Origin of the sequence: Streptomyces sp. MK7, assembly GCF_032658145.1 — a bacterium.
Classification (GTDB): domain Bacteria; phylum Actinomycetota; class Actinomycetes; order Streptomycetales; family Streptomycetaceae; genus Streptomyces; species Streptomyces spiralis.
The window spans coordinates 1-20722 of record NZ_JAVACL010000012.1 but is presented as its reverse complement, the minus strand read 5'-3'; the positions used below and the strand labels follow the sequence as shown (position 1 = coordinate 20722).

The following is a 20722-nucleotide window of genomic DNA, read 5'->3' as shown; positions in this document are numbered from 1 at the left end:
CGGGACAGCCGCGGCCCCGGGAGGAGGCGACCCCGCCGGTGTGTCGGGCACCGGCGGGGTCGCGTCCTTCCGGGGCCGCCGGAGTGCGGCGGCGGTCAGTGTGCGGGCGCCGGTTCGACGGCGGTGATCTCCAGCTCCCGTCCGCCGCGCAGGTCGTGCGACGGCCGGTCGCAGCGCGGACACCAGAAGAACGGCGGCATGCCCACCGCGAACTCCGCCGCGCACGGATCGCAGTACGCCCGTGCCGTCACCTGCTCGACGACCAGCCGGGCCCCGGCCAGGGCGGTGCCCTCCCGGGCCACCTCGAAGGCGAAGTCCAGCGCGTCGGGCACCACGCCGGAGAGCTCACCGACCCGCACGGTCACCGACGAGACGGCACTCGTCCCGTCGGCCCGCGCCCACTCCTCGGCCCGCTCCACGATCGCGGTCGCGATCGACAACTCGTGCACGGTCACTCCCCGTTGCTCATCGCCGTTCGGTGAGTCCGGTGAAGAACTCCTCCACGGCCGGCCACACCCGGCCGCCGCCCGACAGCCCCCGCCACTCCCGGCGCACGACGGCGACCATCCGGAAGCAGTCGTCGACGGGGACGATCCAGTGGTGGTCGAGGCCGCGGACGGTGTTCACCAGCAGCGCCTCCACCTCCGGTTCCATGGCGGCCAGTTCGGGACACCGCTCGGCGGCCCGCCGCCAGGCCGCCGCGTCCACCTCCCACCGCATGGCCCCCGCCGGGCTCGGCCCCTGGGCGGTCACCGTGCCGTCGGCGTGCGGCACGAAGAACACCAGACCGACCGGCACCCCGAGCGTCTGTGTGTCGACCGCGCGCAGCCGGATCCGGCGCCGTGGCACGAGCCGGAAGCGCCCGCCGCCCGCACCGTCCCCGGCGAACAGCACCGAACAGGGTCCGCAGGCGCAGCAGAGCTCCGCCTGCGCGGTGTCGTAGAGATGGGCGTGCTCCTCGGGCACCGGCGCGGCGCACAGCTCGCAGGACTCGACCTCGGCCCCGGCCCCGGCCGGCCGGCCGGCAGGGGCCGAGGCCGAGGAGCGGATCAGACGGGCCAGCGCCCCCTCCGAACTCACCGCACCTCCCCTGCCGGGGCCGCGCCCGTGGGCCGTCGCAGCAGGGCGTCCAGTGGCACGAACGCCGGTGCCGCGCGCCGGTCGGTGGCATCCGCGACGGACTCCACCGCGGTCAGCTCCGGAGCGGCGGCGAGCACCGCCTGACGCACCGCCTCACGCACCGCCCCGCCGACGTCCCCCGACCCGCCGCCGCACCCGGAACCGCAGCCGCCGCCGGTGCTCAGGCGCACCCGGGCCACCGATCCGTCCACACCGGCCCACTCCACGTCGCCGCCGCGTTGACGCACGGCGGGCCGCAGCCGCTCGACCGCGCGGGCGGCCCGGCGCTCGGCGGTCTCCGGATGGATCCCGTGCAGCACCAGCAGATGCCCCAGCAACTCGTCCTCGGCCAGCTGCCGCGCCAGGGCGTCGTCCGCGCGCTCCAGCACCCGGGCCAGCGCCTCGCCGTAGACCTCGGTCAGCAGCCGTACCGCCTCCACCGCCAGGCGCACCGTGGGGCCGGGCGCGCAGTCGAGTCCGGCGAGCAGCTCGTCGATCCGGGCGAGCCGGGCCTCCACGTCCGGGTCCCGGAGGCGGCCGGAGGGGGAGGCGTGGCCGGCGTCAGCCATGGCCGGCTCCGTAGGTGGGGGTGTGGCTGGTGGTGATGGTTCTGCCGTTGCCGATGTACATGTGGACGCCGCAGGGCAGGCACGGGTCGAAACTGCGGACGGTGCGCATGATGTCGACGCCCTTGAAGTCGTCCGGCCCGTTCTCCTCGAAGACCGGCTGCCCCTGGACGGCGTCCTCGTACGGGCCGGGGGTGCCGTAGGTGTCACGGGGGCTGGCGTTCCACGGGGTGGGCGGGTACGGGTGGTAGTTCGCGATCTTCTTGTCCCTGATGACGAGGTGGTGGGAGAGAACGCCGCGGACGGCCTCGTGGAAGCCGCAGCCGATCGCCTCGTCGGGGACCTCGAAGTTCTCGAAGACCTTGGTGTCGCCGCCGCGGACGAGCTCCATGGCGCGTTCCAGGAACTGGACGGCCATGGCGGCGGCGTAGGCGACGAAGTAGGGGCGTGCCCGGTCGCGTTCGATGGTGTTGGACCACTTGGGGATGTGCCACTCCAGGGTGGTCTCGGGGAGTTTCTCGCTCTTGGGCAGGGTGATGCGGACGCTGTGCCCGGTGGCCTTGACGTAGGGCGTGTCGACCAGGCCGCTCAGCGCGGTGGTCCACAGACGGGCCAGCGGTCCGCCGCCGGTGTCCAGGGCCAGGTGGTCGCTGGTGCGCGGGTCGTACCAGCGGGGGCTCATCACCCAGCTGTAGTTGCCGTCGAAGTCGCGCTTCTGCGGTGCGGGCAGGGTGGTCTGGTTCCAGGGGTGGCGGACGTCGACCGGGTTGCCGAGCGGGTCGTGGGTGACGAACGGCTCCTCGTTCACCCAGTCCTCGTAGTAGGAGGAGCCCAGCAGGATCCGCAGGCCGAGGTTGATGTCGACCAGGTTGTTGGTGACCAGTTCGCCGTCCACGACGATGCCGGGGGTGACGAACATGTCCCGGCCCCAGTCGTTCATGCGCTCGTAGCGGTAGTCGCAGGAGTCGGGGTTCTGGAAGGCGCCCCAGCAGCCCAGCAGGATCCGGCGGCGGCCGACCTCCTCGTAGCCGGGCAGGGCCTCGTAGAAGAAGTCGAAGACGTCGTCGTTCATCGCCACCGCCTGCTTGACGAAGTCCAGCACCCTCAGCAGGCGGGAGAGGTAGTCGGTGAAGAGAGTGGGCTGGGGCATGGTGCCCACCCCGCCCGGATACAGCGTGGAGGGGTGCACATGGCGGCCCTCCATCAGGCAGAACATCTCCCGCGTCACCCGGGAGACCTTCAGCGCCTGCTTGTACACCTCGCCCTCGAAGGGGTTGAAGGCGCGCATGATGTCGGCGATGGTCCGGTAGCCGTGGATGCCGCCGCGTGGCGCCTCGGTGCGTTCCGCCCGCGCCAGGACGGTCGGGTTGGTGGCCTTCACCATGGCTTCGCAGAAGTCGACGAAGACCAGGTTGTCCTGGAAGATCGTGTGGTCGAACATGTATTCGGCGGCTTCGCCGAGGTTGGTGATGTGCTCGGCCAGGGGCGGGGGCTTGACCCCGTAGGCCATCTGCTGGGCGTAGTTGGAGCAGGTGGTGTGGTTGTCGCCGCAGATGCCGCAGATCCGGGACGTGATGAACCCGGCGTCACGAGGGTCCTTGCCCCTCATGAAGACGGAGTAGCCGCGGAAGAGGGAGGACGTGGAGCGGCACTCCACGACCTCCTGGTTCGCGAAGTCGATCTTCGTGTAGATGCCCAGGTTGCCGATGATCCGGGTGATCGGGTCCCAGGACATGTCCACGATCTGCGCGGGTTTGCGTGCCGTGGAACGGGCCTCGGTGGTGGTCATCTGGGTTGCTGCCCCTCGCTGTCGGTGTCCGATGGGGGTGGTGTGGGTGTGTGGTCCGGTCGGGGTGTGCGGGTCCGCTGGTCGGGCAGCGGCTCCAGCTCGTCGGGACGGAAGTAGTGGAAGCGGCCGTACCAGGTGTGCAGCTCGGACGCGGGGTCGTCGTCCACCGTGACGGCGAGGTGCACACCGCCGTCCACGTCGTGGCGTACGGCCGCGACCCGCGCGGTGCGCCCGGCCAGGAACATGTCCTGGGCGTCGGCGCCCCGGCCGTGCGGACGGAGCCGGACCCGGCTGCCGCCGCCCACGCGCACGCCGCCGACCAGCACCGTGTCCGTGGCGGGTGACAGGCCGTCGTCGCCGCCCTCCTGCCACCAGGCGGGACGCGCCGGGCCGGACGGCTCCTGCCGTGCCGGGGCCAGGGACCGGATCGCGCCGTGCAGCCGGGCGAACACCTCCGGGGGCATGGTGTCCACCCGGTCGAGGATCGCGGCGGCCCGCGGATCGGTCGCCCGGGCCTCGGCCTTCTCCTCGTCGGTCAGGAGCATCGTGCGCAGCGTCAGGATCTCGTCGATCTCCGCGGCGTCGTGGAGATCGCCCGGGCTCTCCGGCGCCACCCGCGGACGGTCGGGAAGGATGATCGGCGAGGAGAGCACGACGGGACCGGTGCCCCCGGCGCCGTCGCCGCCGGCGGGCGCCGGTCCGCCGAGGACCGGGAACGTGAACTCGTTGCGGCACGCGGCCGCGTGCTCCGCCAGATCCGGGGGCGGATCGATCAGCGACACGAACTCCACGCCCGCGCCGCCGATCAGGCAGTGCGTCGCGATGAGCGCGTGGCGCAGCGCCTCGGCACGGACCGCACCCGGGTCCGGGGCCCGCCCGGTGTTCTCCGTGCGCACCCGGAGGCGGAGCAGGCCGGGCGCGAGCCGTTCGGCCGTGAGGGCGGTGTTCGCCCGGAGCTCCTCGCACCGCCGCACCACCCGCCCGGCGCCCGAGGGCAGCGGCCGGGTCTCGGTGCCGGCCGCCGCGCCCACCGGGACGGTGAGGTCCCGCCGGAGCAGGTCGTCCACGGCGATGGTGAGGTCGGTCTCGCGCGGCACCGCCTCGTCGAAGGTCAGATGGGCCGTGCCGTCGTCCGTCCGCAGCGACCCGACCGGGCGGTGCCCGCCGTCCGCGTCCGCGGCCTCCACCTGCTTGTGCCGCATCCGCAGGTACCGCACCCGCACCCGCACGGCGGCATCCGGCCGCCGCACCCGCAGCAGGCACTCGGTCCGCTGGTACCAGGAGTCGGCGGAGCCCGACACACCGGCCACGACCGGGCCGTCACGCTCCACCCAGTTCCGGGGCAGCAGCACGCCGAACTGCCACCGGACCCGGTTCTTGGGCGACGAACGACGGTACGGGTAGAGCAGGTAACCCTCGTAGAGGACCGCGTCGGCCACCGCGCTCAGCTGCTCGAAGCCAGGCCCGCCCCGGTCGGCGGGCAGGGCACCGTCGTCGACGGCGGCAGCGCACGGCACGGCGTCCTGGGTCACGGCATCGGGCATCCGGCCTCCCTCGGATTCGCGTGTGCGCCATGTCTTCCACCACCGGCGCACCGCTCACGCGGCCCCGCCCGCCTGGACCCGGTGCGTTGGCCCGTCCGGCGCAACGGCACCCTGCGCCGCCCGACGCGCGGCCATGCGCCGGCCCAGGTCCGGTCGGCGCCCGCCCGGATTCCGCCGTACGGCATGGAAGGCCTGGCCAGGGGCACTTGGAACGGGTGGTGTCCGGTGTCAGCGGAGCCACGGCCGACGGTGTGGAAGAGCGCATGGACGTGCTGGCCCGACTGGATGCCTACCAGCGACGGCGTCGCTGGGCGGGCATGGCGCTGGCCGTGATCTACAAGTTCTACGACGACCAGGCCGCCTATCTGGCCGCGCTGCTGACGTACTACGCCTTCCTGTCGCTGTTCCCCCTGATGCTCTTCCTCGTCGCGGTGCTCAGCTCGGTCCTCAGCAGCAGCCCCCACCTCCAGCACCAGCTGCTCAACTCCGCGCTCAGCGAGTTCCCGGTCATCGGGGACCAGATCGTCCACAACATCCACTCCTTCCACGGCAGCGCCGTCGCCGTCGCGGTCGGTGTGATCGGCAGCTTCTACGGCGCGCTGAACGTCGCCCAGGCCGCCCAGCACGCGCTGAACAAGATCTTCGCCGTGCCCCGGCACGCCCGGCCCGACCCGCTGCGCTCGCGTCTGAAGGGGCTGAAGTTCCTGTCGCTGCTGGCGCTCGGCCTGTGCGTCATCACGGGTGTGTCCACCACCGCCGAATGGGCGGCGGGCATCTTCGGCGCCCGGCTGGCGGTCGGCGTGCAGGTGGCGGCCGGCATCCTGGCCGTCCTGCTGAACGCCGCCCTGCTGGTCGGCAGCTACCGCCTGCTCACCCGGCGCCCGCTGCCGCTGCGCGTGATGTGGGGCCCGGCGCTGGGCGCGGCGTGCGCCTGGCAGGGGCTGCTGTGGGGCGGCACCTACTACGTCGGCCATGTGCTCCGGGGCACCACGGCGACGTACGGGCTGTTCGGCATCGTGCTCGGCCTGCTGGCATGGATCTACCTCGGGGCGCTGGTGTACCTGGTCACGGCGGAGATCGGCGCGGTCCGGTGCATGCGGCTGTGGCCCAGGAGCCTGCTCAGCCCGTTCACCGACCGGGTCCACCTCAGCCCGGGCGACCAGCGGGCCTACCGGTCCTACGCGACGACGGAGTCCTTCAAGGGCTTCGAGCGGATCACCGTCCACTTCGACCCGCCGCCGCACGCGGGTACGGGTGAGGAACGGGCCCCCGAGGACCATGGCCCGGACGGCCGTACGTGACCGAGGGTCCCCGCCTGGACGAGTGGCTGCGCGACCTCGCCGCCGACAGCCGCCCCGCCCTCCACGAGCGCCCCGCCGTCCACGGCCGCCCCGGCCTCCACGAGCGCCCGCCGTCCACGATCGCCCCGCCGTCCACGGCCGCCCCGCCGTCCACGGCCGCCCCGCCGTCCACGATCGCCCCGCCGTCCACGGCGGCCCCGGCCTCCACGAGCGCCCGCCGTCCACGAGCCCCGCTGTCCACGATCGCCCCGCCGTCCACGGCCGCCCCGGCCTCCACGATCGCCCCGCCGTCCACGGCCGCCCCGGCCTCCACGAGCCCTCGCTGTCCACGATCGCCCAGCCGTCCACGAGCCCCCGCTGTCCACGATCGCCCAGCCGTCCACGGCCGCCTCGCCGTTCGGGGGCCGCCGTGCCACCGCTACGCGGGCGTGTCCGCCCCGGGCGCCCCCGGAGCCACGTCCGGCACCCGCAGTGCCAGCAGCGCCACATCGTCGTCGTAGGTGTCCTCGCGGGTGATCAGGCGGTCGCAGACCGTGGCCAGTGGGGCCGTGGCCAGGGCGGCGGCGCTGTCGGCCAGCTGTCGCAGTCCGGTTCCGATGTCCTGCCCGCGGCGTTCGACCAGACCGTCGGTGAACAGCAGCAGCGTGCTCCCCGGAGGCAGCGGGTGGGTGTGGTCGGGGCGGTACAGCCCGGGATCGACGCCGACCGGGATGCCGTGCGGTTCGGGCGCCAGCCAGCGCGTGGCGCCGTCGGCCGTGACCAGCAGGGGCGGCGGATGGCCGGCGTTGGTCCAGTACATGGTGTATCCGGCGCCCGGCTCGTGCACGATGCGGGCCATCACCAGCGTGGCCGCCGTGGGGTCGGGGTACATGGTGAGCGCGTGGTCGAGCCGGTCCACGACCAGGCTGGGCGGTCCGCACCGGTCGAACGCCAGAGCCCGCAGCATGCTGCGGATCTGCCCCATCATCGGCGCCGCCTCCACGTCGTGGCCGGTGACGTCCCCCACCACGACGAGGACCGCCCCGTCGGGCAGGCGCACGGCGTCGTACCAGTCCCCCCCGAGCCTCGGCAGCTCGGACGCCGGCTGGTAGCGGACCTCCACCTCGAGGGGCGCCAGATCGGGCAGCACGGGCAGCAGCCGGCGCTGGAACTGCTCGGCGGCCCGCTTGAGACGCCCGTACAGCCGGGCGCTCTCGACGCTGACGCCGGCGGCGCTGGCCAGCGCGGTCAGCAGGGCCTCGTCGTCGTCACCGAACGGCGTCCCGTCGAGCTTGTCGGCGAGGAAGAGGGTGCCGTACACGGTGCCGCGCACCCTCAACGGGACCCCGAGAAGGGTGGTCATCGCCGGGTGGCCGGCCGGGAACCCGACCGAGCGCGGGTCGGCGGCGACGTCGTCGACGCGCACCGGCCCGAGGTCCCCCAGCAGCCCGTGGCCCCGCGGCAGTCCGGACTCGGCCAGCAGCCGCGCCCGGTCCACACCGGCGGTGATCAGGTCGGTGAACTCCCCGCCGTCCCCGAGCACGCCGAGGGCGCCGTACCGCGCGGCGACGAGGTCGACACCGGTGTCCACGATGTGCTGGAGCACCGTCCGCGTGTCCATGTCGGCACTGATCGCCACCACCGCGTCCAGCAGCCGCCGCAGCCGGCGCTGCCCCAGCGCCAAGTGCCGTACCCGGGCGCTGAGATCCTCCACGGTCGCGCCGTCCGGCAGTGGTCGCGGCTCCCGCCGATCGTCCGACATGCCAGGCACCTCCCGCCGGGGGCCGGGCGTGGCCCGCCCGCCGGGCACCGCCCCGACACGATCACCCTACGCCGACGGCGGGACGGCGGCCCGTCGTCGCATCACCCGTTGGGCCGGTCGCGACCCACAGGAGCGGGGCGGGCGCACCGGTCCGGCCGGGGTGTGCGCGCGGGACCGACCGGGGCGGGCCGGTCCGGCCGGGCCGGCCCGCCCCGGCCGGACCGGCGGGCGACCGCGGCGACCGTCAGCAGGCGCCCTCGTCCTGCCACGGGCCCCACTGGGAGGCGCCGGGGACCTCGTTCTGGGTCCACCACTTGGCCTTCCAGTTGTGCTTGTCGTAGGAGACCTCACTGCCCCCGGTGTACGCCGTGCTCGCGTTCCAGGCCGGCTTGCACTCGGTGCTCGGCGGGGTCGGCGAGGAGGAGGTGGGCGGCGTCGTGGTGGGCGGGGTGGCGCCGGCGAACTTCACCGAGAACTTGGCGAAGTCCCAGGAGTTCTGCGGGACGCTGGAGCAGGTGCCCGAGGTGCGGCCGCCGTTGTCGGGCGGGGAGCACTGGCGGTCGCGGTTGAGGGACCAGAACGTGAAGCGGTCCATGTTGTGGCTGGTGGCGAAGTCCAGCACGGTCTGGAAGTCGCTCTGGTAGAACATCTCGCCGGTGTCGCTGCGGCCGTTCATGCCGGAGAAGCCCTCGTGGGCGTAGGCGGTCGCCTGGTCCCAGCCGAACGTGGACTGCAGGATCCGGTTGAAGTTGGTCAGCGCGCTGGTCTGGGAGGCCGCGCCGTTGAAGCCGCCGTCGAACGGCATGATGGAGAAGTTGTTGGGCGTGAACCCCTGCGACTTCGCCTCCAGCAGCATCTGCTTGCCGAACCATCCGGTGCCGTCCGCCGTTCCGGCGGTGGTGACCGAGACGTAGAGGCCGGGGTTGTTCTGCTGGAGGATCTTCGCGGCACCGATCTCGTTGTGGATGGCCGCCGAGTTCTCGTACTCCGGCTCCTCCAGGTCGAAGTCGATGGCGTGCAGCCCGTACTTGGTGACGACCTGCTGGTAGGCGGCGGCCGTGGCGGCCGGGTCCGAGCACGCCTGGCCGAGCTTGGTGCCGCCGTAGCCACCGATGGAGACGGAGACGTCGCCGCCCTTGGCGCGGATGGTGTCGATCAACGACTTCACGGCGGTGTCGGAGGAGACCGAGGCGGTGCCGTCCCAGGTGGGCGAGCAGCCGCCGCCGTTGGGGGCGAGGATGAACGCGAGCTGGAACGCCTTCAGCCCGGTGGCGTCCATGATGGCGGCCGCGTCCGGCGGGTCGTTGTCCAGCGGCATCAGATACGGGGCCGCGGCGTACCAGCGGTTGCTCAGCTGGGTGGTCGCGCCCGAGGCGCTGCCCGCGACCAGTGCGGTGGTGCCGACTGCGGCGAGCCCGACGGCGGTGGCCGCGCCCAGACATGCGTGAAGACGTCTCACTGCCTGCCTCCAGGGGGTGTGGGGAAGTGGGCCCCAGCTTCCTGATGGTGTTGCGAGCACGTCAATAGATTGGTCTGGACCAGGCGAGTCTTTGGACTAGACCATAAGATTTCTTTACTCGCCGGAGGAGTCGCGCCGGGCTGCTGCGGGAAGCGCCGTGCGACGCGGACAGGGGCGTCCGGCGGCGTGGCGTCGCGGGAGGAGGCGGCCCGCGCGGTCAGGATGGCTTGCGGCATCGCCCGCCGCGTGGAGACGCGAATCGACTCGGAGACGGATGTGACGGTACGTCGGATCGGCCTGGTCGTGCACGGAGGGCGCCCGGAGGCCGTGGCCGCGGCGCGGGCCGTGCGCGCATGGTGCGCGGAACAGGCCGTGCACTGTACGGACATCGACGTGTGGCGCGACGGCGGGCGGCACAGCGCCCGGGAGGAGGTCGACGCCGCCGGCGACCCGGATCTCATCGTGACCCTGGGCGGCGACGGCACGTTCCTGCGCGGCGCCCGGCTGGCCGCCGTGCACGACGCCCTCGTCCTGGGCGTCGACCTCGGCCGGGTCGGCTTCCTCACCGAGGTGCCCGCCGGCTTCGTCCACTCCGCGCTGGACGCGGTCCTCACCGGGCAACTCGAGGTCGAGAGCCGTATGCTGCTCACGACGCGGGCCTCGCGCCGCCTGGAGGTGCCCGCCGGCATCGAGGAACTCATGCGCTACGGCCGCCGCCCGATGCTGCCCCCGCCACGGGTGCGCACCGACTGCGAGTCGGGCGGCGAGTGGGGCATCGCCCTGAACGTCACCGCGCTGAACGACATCGTCGTGGAGAAGCTGGCGCGGGACCGCCAGGTGTCGGCCGGCGTCTACATCGCCGGACGGCTGCTCGCGTCCTACTCCGCCGACGCGCTGCTGGTCGCCACCCCGACCGGCTCGACGGCCTACAGCTTCGCCGCCGGCGGCCCGGTCGTCTCCCCGCGCGCGGATGCCCTCGTCTTCACGGCCGTCGCCCCGCACATGGTGTTCGACCGCTCGGTCGTCGCCGCGCCGGACGAGCCGATCGCCCTGCGCATTCTGGACCGCTCCGGTCAGGCCGTCGTCAGTATCGACGGCCAGCTGCGCGGAGTGCTGGACCCGGGGGACTGGATCGGTATCTACGCCTCCCCGCGCCGGCTGCGGGCCGTGCGGCTGGGCCCGATGGACTTCTACGGCCGCCTGCGCGAGCGCATGAAGCTCTCCGACGCCCCCGCCGCGGTCGCCGACGGCACCCCACCACCGCTCTGGCCGGTGACGTCCCCGCGGCCCGCAGACCTCGCGCACCTGGCACTGCCGCCCGCACCCGACACTCCTCGGCAGACGCCGTGAACCCGCCCGCTCAGGACCGGCGCTCACCGGGCAGGCGGTAGGCGGCGAGGGCGGCGATGTCGTCGTCGAGGTGGCCGCCGCTGTAGACGAGCAGATCCTCGTGCAGGCGGTCCAGCAGAGCGCGGGGAGGCAGCACGGCCCAGGGCGCGACACGCTCGGCGAGCGGGTAGAAGCACCCCTCGGCGTCGCGGGTCTCGGTGACGCCGTCGGTGTAGAGCAGCAGTTGGTCCCCGGGGCGGAACGGCTCGACGTCCACGTGGTAGCCGTTGCCGATCAGCACGCCGAGGTTGATGGGCGGTGACGGGTCGGTCGCGTGCAGTTCGGTGACGCGGCCCTCGTGGACGAGCAGGGGCGGCGGGTGACCGCAGTTGACGATGCGGATGACCGGCTCGTGCTCGGGGATCTCGGCGAACACCGCGGTGACGAAGCGTTCCGCCAGCTCGCTGCCGGGCAGCTGCGCGGCGTGACGGCTCATGCTCCGCTCCACGCGGAGGGCCACGCCGGCCAGGTCGGGCTCGTCATGGGCGGCCTCCCGGAAGGCGCCCAGTATCGTCGCGGCCGTCTCCACGGCGACCAGCCCCTTGCCGCGCACGTCCCCGATGAGCAGCCGTACCCCGTACGCCGTCGGTACCGCCTCGTACAGGTCGCCTCCGATGCGTGCCTCCGCGGCGGCGGACAGGTAGAGCGTCTCGACGGAGACCTGGCCGAGGCGGCGCGGCACCGGCCGCAGCAGCACCCGCTGCGCGGTCTCGGCCACGGAACGCACCGTGGCCAGCGTCCGCTCCCGCCGCATCCGGTGCACCGCCAGGATCGCGCCGAGAATCCCCACCAGGCCGGTGCACACGTAGTTGGCCACGTAATGGCGGTCCCAGAGATAGCCGACGACCATGCGCCCGGCACAGCACGGCGTGCCCGCCAGCACACCCTCGAACACGACGGCGAACACCGTGATCACGGCGACCCCCGCGGGCCCGTAGGCGAAGGCCGCGACCAGTGGCAGGCCGGTGAGCAGGAAGCTGACGGGCCAGTCCACCGGAGTGAGCGGTTCGATGGCCAGGACCCCCGCGACGTACGCGAGCGGCAACAGGCGCAGCCACATCGGAGGGCCGGGCACCTGGGGCTGGGCGGCCTCCACCCGCGCCGCACGGGCCTGGGCGGCCCCGGCCCGGCCGGGCGGCCTCACCGTGCGCCCCGGCGAGGACCGGGCGGTGGCCCGGCGCACCCGTCCGGACACCACGGGCGCACGAGCGTGCGGCCCGGCACCGGGCGACGGTCTGCGCGACAACACTCAGGCGGCCTGTTCACAGGAACTCCCGGCGGGCTTGATCAAGACCACCAGGGTGCTGCCGATCTCCGTTCCGAGGGCTCCATTGCTCCAGGCAAGGGCATGTCAGCGCACCGGCAGGAGCACACCGGAGAGAGCCCGAGCCCGCCCGTGACTCCTCGATGGCCCCGGTCCGTCCCGGCTTCTCGTGGCCGGGGTCACCACCGGCCGTCCGCCGCCGTGGCCGTCACCCGGAGTGCGTGGTCGATGAAGCGCCGGGAGGCCGGGGGCAGGGTGCGTCCGGAGAGCCAGGCGATGCCGATGTCCCGGGCACCGTGCACATCGGTGATCTCCAGGTAGCGGATCGGGACGTCACCGGTCGCCGCCGCGTCCGGCGAGGACGGGATCAGGGAGACGCCGAGACCGGCCGCCACCAGACCGCGCAGAGTGTGCACCTCCTCGCCCTCGAAGCCGACGACCGGGGTGAAGCCGGCCTGACGGCACAGCGACTCGGTGACGCTGCGCAGCCCGTAGCCGGGCTTGAGGAGGATGAAGGGCTCCTCGGCGACCTCGGCCAGCCGGACCCGGGGGCGCCCGGCCAGCCGGTGCCCGGTGGGCACGGCCAGCCACAGTGGTTCGACCAGGAGCCGTCGCCAGGTGATCAGCGGATGACCGGGATCCCCGCTGGTGATCGCCATGTCGGCGGTGGCGTCGAGAAGATGCTGGACCAGGCCGTTCTCCCCGTGCTGGTGCAACTCGAAGCGGACCTGCGGGAAGGCCTCCCGGAAGCCGGTGACCAGCCTGGGCACCAGCCAGGTGCCCAGGGTGTGCAGGAAGGCCAGCGGCACCACGCCCGCCGCAGGGTCGACGACCTCGGCCACGGCCCGCCGTCCCCGGTCGTAGCTGTCCAGAACGACGTCGACGTACTCCTTGAACACCCGTCCGGCCGGTGTCGGGCGCAGCACCCGGCCGACGCGCTGGAGGAGTTCCGCGCCCACCTCCTCCTCCAGCCGGCGCAGCGCGCGCGACAGGGCGGGCTGGGTGAGACGGGCCTCGGCGGCGGCCTCAGTCACCGTCAGGCCCTCGGCCACCGCCTGGAAGGAGCGCAGCACCTGGAGATCCATCGCGCTCATCCTCCCATCGCGCTCATCCTCCCATCGCGCAGGCCCCGGTGCAGCGGTGGACCGGGAGCGCGGACGCCGCCCGCCGCGCGCCCACGTTCCGCGCGCTGACGGCGTCGCAGAGCCGCTCCGCCGAGGCGATGGGGTCCTCCCGGTCCGGCAGCCTCCTTTTCCTCCCGCCCCTGCGTCCGGGGCGGCCCGGCTCGCCGTCGGCGTGGGCCACGGCCCTGCGCGCCTCGGCGAGCCGGTGGTAGGCGGTCCGGCGCAGCGCGTGCCGCTGGGCCGGAGTGGCATCGGCGGCCAGGTCCCGGTACCGGTGCGCCGCGGCGAGGGCGGCCTCGGTCTGCGCGGCGGCCCGGCCGGCCGCCGAGTCCGGCCACAGGGCGAAGTGCGCGACGAGCACGATCGCGGCGGCCAGCGCGGTGTCCAGGATGCGCGCCGAGTACAGGGCGCGGTGGTCGCCGAGCATGTCGAGGAGGACGAAGACGATCGCCGTCAGACCCGTCGTGGCGAGCGCGTAGTGGTGGCGTACACCGACGGCCATCAGCGCGCCGAAGGCCGCCACGGCGCCGATGAGGACGAGGGTGTCCGTCGTCAGCAGGGTCACCGTGCCGATGGCGGCCACCCCCAGAACCGTTCCGGCGCAGCGGTGCAGGGCGCGGCGCGGGACCGGCCCGAAGTCGGGCTTGTAGACGAACGCCACCGTCATGGGGAGCCAGTATCCGCGCGGCCCGTGCAGCAGTTCGGCGCAGAGCTGGGCAACGAGCACACACACCGTCAGCAGCACGGCGTACCGCGCCTGGGCCGCCCGCCCGTGCCACGGGTACGCGGGCAGACGCACCGCCACGCCGGACGGACGCGCCCGGACGGACCGCGTGTGCGGCACCGGCTCCGCGTGCGGCACCGGCTCCGCGTACAGCTCGGAGAGGGCGAGCACGCCAGGAGAGACCCCGTCGCACGGGTCGGCACCCGGGCCGGTCGCGGGCCCCGGAAGATCCGCGGCGGGGGAGACGGCCGTCGCACCCCCGTCCGGCAGCAGGCGTGCCGCCACCAGCAGCGGTACGTCCGTCACGCGCCGGGGCAGCGGACGCCCCTCCCACACCAGCGCCGACGTCACCTCGCCCAGCCGCACCGCCGCGTCGAAGGCGTCGCGCACCGCGCCCAGCTCCGTCCGCGGCCGTTCGCGGCCCGTCAGATGGCGGCCCATCACCTGATGGGCGTCGTCGAGGGCGGCCGTCAGTCGCCGGCGTGCGGCCTCCGCCTCGGGCGAACCGGCCGCCGACAGCGCCTCTGAAGCGGCCCGGTACACCGCGAGAACGGCGGCCCGCTCGATGGCGTGCCGACGCCACAGCCATGGCGTCGCGGACAGGACGACGACAAGCGCCACCCCGGCGAGCAGCGCGAGGGGAGGCTGCCACCACGGCCCCGGCACCGGAAAGCCGCTGCCGACGGTGGCGCCGAGCAGCAGATGCATGCCGGACACGGAGGCGAGGCGGCCGCGCAGGCTGACCGCGCCCGCGAGCAGCGCGGTGGCACCGAGGCAGACGGTGACCGCCGCGGGATGTCCGCAGCGCAGCGCCAGTTCCCCGGCGAGCAGGCCGAGGGCGGCCGAGCCGCCCATGCAGCCCAGCCGCCGGACCCGCAGCCGGTAGGGATCGGAGCCGTCCTGGCTCACGCCCCACAGGGCGCCGATCCCGGCGATCACTGCGGGGACCACCGCCCCGGTCCACACGCCCACGAGGAGCGGCACGGCGAGCGCGACGGCGCCCCGTGCCGCCGCCGCGAGGGGCACGGGGGTGAGCGGGGCGCCGCGCGATGCCTTCATGAACTGATCGACTCCTGGACGGACCGGGGGACGGGGATGTCTCCCTCAAGGGTCGATCAAGATGACGCATGCGTCCAATGCCTGAACGGTCGCCGAGCCATGCGCTCAGTGCATGAAATGCGGGCGCAGCTCATGGAATGCGAACGCAGCTCATGGAACGGACCCGACGCGTGGGCGGCCGGACATCAGGACGCGGTGCAGGTCCCGACCGTAGGAACGGCGGAGTCGCCGTTCTTCTGGACGGTGAAGCCGAAACTGGTCGAGGTGCCCGCCGCGAGGTTGCCGTTGTAGGTGGGGCGGACCGTCATCACGGTGCCGCTGCTGTCCCAGCTCGCGCTGCCGTTCCACAGGGTGGACACCTTCTGCCCGGCGGGGAAGGTGACCGTCGTGGTCCAGCCGGTGATCGGGGCGGCACCCGCCTTCACGGTGACCTGTCCGTTGTAACCGTCGTTCCAGTCGGCGGTCTTGGTGAAGCTGACGGTGCACGTGGCACCGGTGCCGCCGCCGTTGTCGCCGCCACCGCCGCCGTCGCCCCCGCCGCTGCTCGAGCCGCCGAGAGCGGCCAGCACGGCGTCGTACGCGGGCTTCGGGGCGTAGTTGGAGTCGAACAGCAGCGGGGTGCCGCTGCTGCGCCAGGAGTACTTGTCGGTGATGCCCCAGACGGTCATGCCCGTGCACCGGGTCACCGCCAGACAGGCCTTGACGACGTTGGAGTAGCTGGTGGCCTGGGCGGTGCCCGAGCCCTCGATGTCCAGCTCCGTGATCTGCACGTCGACACCGAGGTCGGCGAAGCGCTGGAGGTTGGCCTGGTAGTCGGAGGGCACCGGGGAGGCGCTGTTGAAGTGCGACTGGAAGCCCACGCAGTCGATCGGCACGCCACGGGACTTGAAGTCCTTGACCATGTTGTAGACCGCGTTGCTCTTCGCGTTGACGCCGTCGGTGTTGTAGTCGTTGTAGCAGAGCTTGGCGTCCGGGTCGGCGGCGCGGGCGGTGCGGAAGGCCTCCTCGATGTAGCCGTTGCCGAGCTTGTCCTGGAACGGCGAGCTGCGCCGGGCGCCGCTGGAGCCGTCCTGGTACGCCTCGTTGACCACGTCCCAGGCGTAGATCTTGCCCTTGTAGTGCTGCATGACCTGGGTGATGTGGTTGTTCATCGCCGTGCGCAGGTCGGTGGCGCTCAGGCCGGAGACCCAGGAGGGCAGCTGGGAGTGCCACACCAGCGTGTGCCCGCGGATCTTCATGCCCTTGCTCTGCGCGTGGCTGACGATCTGGTCGGCGGCGCCGAAGCTGAAGGTGTTGCGGGTGGGCTCGGTGGCGTCCCACTTCATCTCGTTCTCCGGGGTCACCGCGCTGAACTCCCGGTCGAGCGTGGCGGCGTAGGCGGACTCGCCGAGGTGGCTCGCCGCGACCGCGGTGCCGAAGTAGCGGCCCTTGCCGGCCGCGGCCGAGCCCAGGGTGTCGGCGGCCGCGGCGCTGTGCGACACGGCCGTGACCGTGGCGGCGGCGAGCAGCGCGGACGCGAACGCCTGCGCCGCCCGTCGGGGGAGTGCCCGGGGCCGGGCTCCGGTGCTGATTCTGAGCATGCTCATGCCATCTCCTTCTGTCGAAACTTTTGCTCTCACGAGGCGAATGTTTACGCGAAGATTACGAACCGAACCGATGCCGGTCAACGGTTCGGACGCTCTCTTCAAGTGATGGCCGAAGGGCTACGCCCCTTGGTCCCCCCGCAGTTGTAGGGGCGTGAAGGTGGTTGACGCCGTCGTGCGGTACTCCTAACGTGACGCGGCGCGTTTCCGAAATGAGTCCGAAAGTTTCGAACACCAAGGATGGTGACATGCCGCGAAGAAGGCCGGGAATCCGGTCGCTCCTGACAGCCCTGCTCGCGGGCATCGTGCCGCTGCTCGCGGCACTGACGCTGACGGCCGCGCCCGCCGCGCACGCGGCGTCCCTGACGGAGGTGACCGGGTTCGGCGCCAACCCGAGCAACCTGCGCATGTACGTCTACCGCCCGGACAGCGCGCCGGCCCGCCCCGCCGTCCTCGTGGCCGTGCACTACTGCACCGGCTCGGGCCCTGCCTTCTACTCGGGCACCGAGTTCGCGTCCCTGGCCGACCGCTACGGCTTCCTCGTCGTCTACCCCTCGGTCACGCGCAGCGGCGGCTGCTTCGACGTGTCCTCGCCCCAGGCGCTCGAGCGCGGCGGCGGCAGCGACCCGGTGGGCATCATGTCGATGGTCACCTACGCGGAACAGCACTACGGCGCCGATCCGAACCGCGTCTTCGTCGCCGGGGCCTCGTCCGGGGCCATGATGACCAATGTGCTGCTCGGCGACTACCCGGACGTCTTCAAGGCCGGCGCCGCTTTCATGGGCGTGCCCTTCGGCTGCTTCGCGACCACCGACGGCTCCAGCTGGAACAGCGCCTGCGCCGACGGCACGGTGACCAGGACCCCCCAGCAGTGGGGCGACCTGGCGCGTGCCGCCTACCCCGGCTACACCGGCCCCCGTCCCCGGATGCAGCTGTGGCACGGCACGGAGGACACCACCCTGCGGTACCCCAACTTCGGTGAAGAGATCAAGCAGTGGACCGATGTGCTGGGCGTGAGCCAGACACCGGCCTTCACCGACCGTCCGCAGTCCACCTGGACCCGCACCCGCTACGGCGGCACCGGCACCCAGGCACCCGTCGAGGCGATCAGCGTCCAGGGCGCCGGCCACACGCTGCCGACCGCCGGCATGGCCGCCCGTGCCATCTCGTTCTTCGGTCTGGACTCCACGACCACCGAGCCGCCGACCGACCCGCCCACCACACCGGCGGGCACCTGCCGGGTGACGTACACGACCAGCACCTGGAACACCGGTCTGACCGCGCAGATCACCGTCACCAACACCGGTACCACGCAGGTCGACGGCTGGGCGCTGACGTTCACCCTGCCGTCGGGGCAGACCATCACCTCCGGCTGGAACGCCACCTTCTCGCCGGCCGGCGGCACCGTCACCGCACGCAACATGGCCTACAACGCCGTCCTGGCGCCCGGAGCCTCCACCACCGTCGGCTTCCAGGCCACCCACACCGGTGACACCGGCGCGCCCACGTCCTTCAGCCTCAACGGCGCCCCCTGCCGGACGGGCTGAACGGTCGTCGGCGCACGGTGTGTCGCGGCGACGGCGCCAGCACGGACGTTCGTCACCTCCGGCGTCCGGGCCTCCTCCTTCCGTGGGAGCCGCCCGGGACTCGCCGACGCGTCGATCACCGGATCTGCCAGCCTCCCTGTGCCGGGCACGACGGCTCGGCCGGCACAGGGAGGTGGACGTTTGACCGGTCACATCGGACGCATCGGCGGGCGGCAGGTGGTGGCGGTGCTGGCGCTGGGAGGCGGTCTCCTGCTCGGTCCCGTCCTCTCGGCCCAGGCGGCCGAGGACAACGCCATGGCCCCGGGCGACGCCGGTCCCGTACCGACGGCCCTGGAAGCGGCCCACGACCTTGTGTCACCGGTCCTGAACGCCGACGAGGGGGATCACGGAGGCAAGGGCAAGGGCCACGGGAAGGGCAAGGGACACGGCTGGGGCGGTCCCGCGGCAACCGCCCCTGAACAGCGCGGATGACGCGTTCGGGTGACGGTGCGCGCGTCCCGTGAGGCGCCGGCGGCACGGGAGGGCTAGTGTGATGGTCAGGCAGGAAGCCGGAACTCCCGGCGGCCGCCCGTGCGTTGGTGGTCCAAGGAAAGACACCCCGCTCCCCGCGGGGAGATGCAGGTGCAAGGCCTGCCCAACGCTCCTGACGCCGCATCCCCCACCCGTCGCCGGATGGGGGATGCCGCGCGTGTCAGACGGCCGACGCGGTCAGCCGAGGTTCCCGGTGCGGGCCGCCCGCCACAGGTCCACGCCGCCATCGGTGGCGTACTTGTCGATCTCGGCCAGTTCCTCGTCGCTGAAGTCGAGCCGCTCCAGCGCGGCCACGTTCTGCTCCAGCTGCTCCACCCGCGAGGCGCCGATGACCAGCGAGGTGACGCGCTCGTCGCGCAGCGCCCAGGCGAGCGCCATCTGGGCGAGGGTCTGACCGCGCCGGGCCGCGATGTCGTTCAGGGCACGCAGCCGGTGCAGCATGTCCTCCGACAGCCACGCGGTGTCGAACGAAGTGCCCCGCGCCGCCCGCGAGTCCTGCGGGACGCCGTCCAGGTAGCGCCCGGTCAGCAGACCCTGGGCCAAGGCGGTGAAGCCGATGACTCCAAAGCCCTCCTCCCGTGCCGCGTCCAGCAGGCCCTCCGTCTCGATCCAGCGGTTGACCATGCTGTACGACGGCTGGTGGATCAGCAGCGGGGTGCCCAGGTCGCGGAGGATGGCGGCGGCCTGCCGGGTCCGCTCGGCGTCGTAGGAGGAGATGCCGACGTACAGCGCCTTGCCCTGGCGGACGGCGGTGTCCAGGGCACCCATCGTCTCCTCCAGCGGCGTGCTCGCGTCCAGCCGGTGGGAGTAGAAGATGTCGACGTAGTCGAGACCCATCCGGCTCAGCGACTGGTCGAGCGAGGCCAGCAGGTACTTTCGGGAGCCGCCGCCCTGTCCGTACGGGCCGGGCCACATGTCCCAGCCCGCCTTGGTGGAGATGACCAGCTCGTCCCGGTACGGCGCGAGGTCCTGCCTCATCAGGCGACCGAAGTTGATCTCCGCGGAGCCGTAGGGCGGCCCGTAGTTGTTCGCCAGGTCGTGGTGGGTGATGCCGAGGTCGAAGGCGCGCAGCGCGATCTCGCGCTGGGTCTCGAACGGACGGTCGTCGCCGAAGTTGTGCCAGTAGCCCAGGGACAGGACGGGCAGGTCGAGTCCCGAGCGGCCCGTGCGCCGGTAGCGCATGGTGCCGTCGTAGCGTGTGGGATCCGCGACGTAGGTCATCGAGTGTTCTCCGGGTGGTGCTGTCGGGGGGGTGTCCTGCCGGACGCGGCGGGACGAACCCCACCCTACGAGCCCGGCCGGACCGGCGGTGCGAACGGGGCGCCCTGCTACCGGCAGGACCTCGCCCGCCAGCTCGAGACCGTGCAGAAGTGCCTGGCCGGCGAGCCGCTCACCGACTGCATCAAGCCGTTCGGCGGCGGCTACTTCTTCGCCCTGCCCGGCGTACGGGACGAGACGGACTGGTACGGCCGCGCCCTGCTGGGCTGAACTCCCGGGCGCCCTCGGGCCTTTCACTCCTTTGCGTCCTTTGCGAGGAGTCCGTTCGGCCAATTGGTCAATACGCGGTCAACTGTTGGCCCCGCTTCCCTGACCGGGCGTTCACTCCCGCGCCATCATGGCTCCGCCACCGCGCCGACGTCCGGCGGAGCATCCCAGGCCGTACGACGCAGAGACGATCCTGCCCGGAAGGTGAAGCCGCATGGCCAGCAGGGGAAGACGAGCCACGATACGAAGCCTCGGGGCGCTGGCCGGTGCCGCGGCGCTCACCGTCCTGGGCGCGGCCGCTCCCGGCTGGGCCGCCGCTCCCGCCGGCCACCACGGCCACCGACCGACGGCCACGCCCATCCGGCACGTGGTCGTGCTCTTCGACGAGAACGTCTCCTTCGACCACTACTTCGCCACGTACCCGAAGGCCGCCAACACCGACGGCACGCGGTTCACGGCGTCGAGGAAGACCCCCAGGGACATCGACACCCTCGCCC

At 72.8% G+C, this 20722-nt stretch carries 18 protein-coding genes; 6 read left to right on the top strand and 12 right to left on the bottom strand.

Annotated features, from left to right (window positions below):
* Positions 1 to 95: 95 nt before the first annotated feature.
* Genes hypA through R2S09_RS15910 form a run of 5 tightly spaced genes read right to left on the bottom strand, consistent with a single transcriptional unit; the run spans position 96 to position 5018 of the window.
* Positions 96 to 449, bottom strand: a complete 354-nt coding sequence (gene hypA / locus R2S09_RS15930; protein WP_316741640.1) for a hydrogenase maturation nickel metallochaperone HypA — start codon at positions 447 to 449, stop codon at positions 96 to 98.
* Positions 450 to 465: 16 nt separating this feature from the next.
* Positions 466 to 1080 (bottom strand): DUF5947 family protein, encoded by a 615-nt coding sequence (locus tag R2S09_RS15925; RefSeq protein ID WP_306191165.1) that lies wholly within the window; start codon positions 1078 to 1080, stop codon positions 466 to 468.
* Entirely contained in the window at positions 1077 to 1688 is a 612-nt protein-coding gene (locus R2S09_RS15920) for a NifU family protein (protein ID WP_316741638.1), read from the bottom strand. The genes R2S09_RS15925 and R2S09_RS15920 overlap by 4 nt, the downstream gene beginning before the upstream one ends.
* Positions 1681 to 3474, bottom strand: coding sequence for a nickel-dependent hydrogenase large subunit (locus R2S09_RS15915; protein WP_316741637.1), 1794 nt, complete (start codon positions 3472 to 3474; stop codon positions 1681 to 1683). The genes R2S09_RS15920 and R2S09_RS15915 overlap by 8 nt, the downstream gene beginning before the upstream one ends.
* Positions 3471 to 5018: a hypothetical protein gene (locus tag R2S09_RS15910; RefSeq protein ID WP_316741636.1), complete on the bottom strand. Its 1548-nt coding sequence runs from the start codon at positions 5016 to 5018 to the stop codon at positions 3471 to 3473. Before R2S09_RS15910 ends, R2S09_RS15915 begins: the two co-directional genes overlap by 4 nt.
* Before the next feature lie 218 nt (positions 5019 to 5236).
* Here R2S09_RS15910 and R2S09_RS15905 point away from each other — a divergent pair, with 218 nt between their 5' ends.
* On the top strand, positions 5237 to 6319 hold the full coding sequence (locus tag R2S09_RS15905; protein ID WP_306191161.1) for a YihY/virulence factor BrkB family protein: 1083 nt from the start codon (positions 5237 to 5239) through the stop codon (positions 6317 to 6319).
* A gap of 418 nt (positions 6320 to 6737) precedes the next feature.
* Here the strand turns inward: R2S09_RS15905 and R2S09_RS15900 are convergent, their stop codons facing one another.
* Together R2S09_RS15900 and R2S09_RS15895 are read right to left on the bottom strand one after the other, a co-directional pair.
* Positions 6738 to 8060 carry a GAF domain-containing SpoIIE family protein phosphatase gene (locus R2S09_RS15900; RefSeq protein WP_316741635.1) on the bottom strand — a complete coding sequence of 441 codons (1323 nt, stop codon included), beginning with the start codon at positions 8058 to 8060 and terminating at the stop codon, positions 6738 to 6740.
* A gap of 244 nt (positions 8061 to 8304) precedes the next feature.
* Positions 8305 to 9519, bottom strand: coding sequence for a chitinase (locus R2S09_RS15895; RefSeq protein WP_316741634.1), 1215 nt, complete (start codon positions 9517 to 9519; stop codon positions 8305 to 8307).
* 276 nt (positions 9520 to 9795) lie between these two features.
* Here R2S09_RS15895 and R2S09_RS15890 point away from each other — a divergent pair, with 276 nt between their 5' ends.
* Positions 9796 to 10869: an NAD(+)/NADH kinase gene (locus R2S09_RS15890; RefSeq protein ID WP_306191214.1), complete on the top strand. Its 1074-nt coding sequence runs from the start codon at positions 9796 to 9798 to the stop codon at positions 10867 to 10869.
* Between the two features lie 10 nt (positions 10870 to 10879).
* Here the strand turns inward: R2S09_RS15890 and R2S09_RS15885 are convergent, their stop codons facing one another.
* The 4 genes from R2S09_RS15885 to R2S09_RS15870 all read right to left on the bottom strand — a co-directional run bounded on the left by R2S09_RS15885 (position 10880) and on the right by R2S09_RS15870 (position 16665).
* On the bottom strand, positions 10880 to 12106 hold the full coding sequence (locus tag R2S09_RS15885) for a PP2C family protein-serine/threonine phosphatase (protein WP_316741633.1): 1227 nt from the start codon (positions 12104 to 12106) through the stop codon (positions 10880 to 10882).
* A 245-nt stretch (positions 12107 to 12351) separates the two neighbouring features.
* The gene (locus R2S09_RS15880) at positions 12352 to 13266 is read right to left on the bottom strand and encodes a LysR family transcriptional regulator (protein ID WP_316741632.1); all 915 of its coding nucleotides are present in this window, start codon (positions 13264 to 13266) and stop codon (positions 12352 to 12354) included.
* A gap of 13 nt (positions 13267 to 13279) precedes the next feature.
* The gene (locus R2S09_RS15875; RefSeq protein WP_316741630.1) at positions 13280 to 15079 is read right to left on the bottom strand and encodes an FUSC family protein; all 1800 of its coding nucleotides are present in this window, start codon (positions 15077 to 15079) and stop codon (positions 13280 to 13282) included.
* Positions 15080 to 15264: 185 nt separating this feature from the next.
* Positions 15265 to 16665 (bottom strand): endo-1,4-beta-xylanase, encoded by a 1401-nt coding sequence (locus tag R2S09_RS15870; protein WP_316741629.1) that lies wholly within the window; start codon positions 16663 to 16665, stop codon positions 15265 to 15267.
* 245 nt (positions 16666 to 16910) lie between these two features.
* Here R2S09_RS15870 and R2S09_RS15865 point away from each other — a divergent pair, with 245 nt between their 5' ends.
* On the top strand, positions 16911 to 18209 hold the full coding sequence (locus tag R2S09_RS15865; protein WP_316741628.1) for a PHB depolymerase family esterase: 1299 nt from the start codon (positions 16911 to 16913) through the stop codon (positions 18207 to 18209).
* A 180-nt stretch (positions 18210 to 18389) separates the two neighbouring features.
* Entirely contained in the window at positions 18390 to 18680 is a 291-nt protein-coding gene (locus tag R2S09_RS15860; RefSeq protein ID WP_316741627.1) for a hypothetical protein, read from the top strand.
* A 237-nt stretch (positions 18681 to 18917) separates the two neighbouring features.
* Here the strand turns inward: R2S09_RS15860 and mgrA are convergent, their stop codons facing one another.
* The gene (mgrA, locus tag R2S09_RS15855) at positions 18918 to 19961 is read right to left on the bottom strand and encodes an L-glyceraldehyde 3-phosphate reductase (protein WP_316741626.1); all 1044 of its coding nucleotides are present in this window, start codon (positions 19959 to 19961) and stop codon (positions 18918 to 18920) included.
* A gap of 141 nt (positions 19962 to 20102) precedes the next feature.
* Here mgrA and R2S09_RS15850 point away from each other — a divergent pair, with 141 nt between their 5' ends.
* The gene (locus tag R2S09_RS15850; protein ID WP_399143979.1) at positions 20103 to 20228 is read left to right on the top strand and encodes a hypothetical protein; all 126 of its coding nucleotides are present in this window, start codon (positions 20103 to 20105) and stop codon (positions 20226 to 20228) included.
* Between the two features lie 211 nt (positions 20229 to 20439).
* Positions 20440 to 20722, top strand: a 283-nt coding sequence (locus R2S09_RS15845; RefSeq protein ID WP_316741625.1) for an alkaline phosphatase family protein, incomplete at its 3' end; no start/stop codon positions are given.

Excerpts from the sequence above, each read along its gene's own strand:
- R2S09_RS15920 (WP_316741638.1), bottom strand. The coding sequence starts at position 1,688 with ATGGCTGACGCCGGCCACGCCTCCCCCTCCGGCCGCCTCCGGGACCCG.
- R2S09_RS15915 (WP_316741637.1), bottom strand. The coding sequence starts at position 3,474 with ATGACCACCACCGAGGCCCGTTCCACGGCACGCAAACCCGCGCAGATC.
- R2S09_RS15910 (WP_316741636.1), bottom strand. The coding sequence starts at position 5,018 with ATGCCCGATGCCGTGACCCAGGACGCCGTGCCGTGCGCTGCCGCCGTC.
- R2S09_RS15900 (WP_316741635.1), bottom strand. The coding sequence starts at position 8,060 with ATGTCGGACGATCGGCGGGAGCCGCGACCACTGCCGGACGGCGCGACC.
- R2S09_RS15880 (WP_316741632.1), bottom strand. The coding sequence starts at position 13,266 with ATGAGCGCGATGGATCTCCAGGTGCTGCGCTCCTTCCAGGCGGTGGCC.
- R2S09_RS15875 (WP_316741630.1), bottom strand. The coding sequence starts at position 15,079 with ATGAAGGCATCGCGCGGCGCCCCGCTCACCCCCGTGCCCCTCGCGGCG.
- R2S09_RS15870 (WP_316741629.1), bottom strand. The coding sequence starts at position 16,665 with ATGAGCATGCTCAGAATCAGCACCGGAGCCCGGCCCCGGGCACTCCCC.
- R2S09_RS15865 (WP_316741628.1), top strand. The coding sequence starts at position 16,911 with ATGCCGCGAAGAAGGCCGGGAATCCGGTCGCTCCTGACAGCCCTGCTC.
- mgrA (WP_316741626.1), bottom strand. The coding sequence starts at position 19,961 with ATGACCTACGTCGCGGATCCCACACGCTACGACGGCACCATGCGCTAC.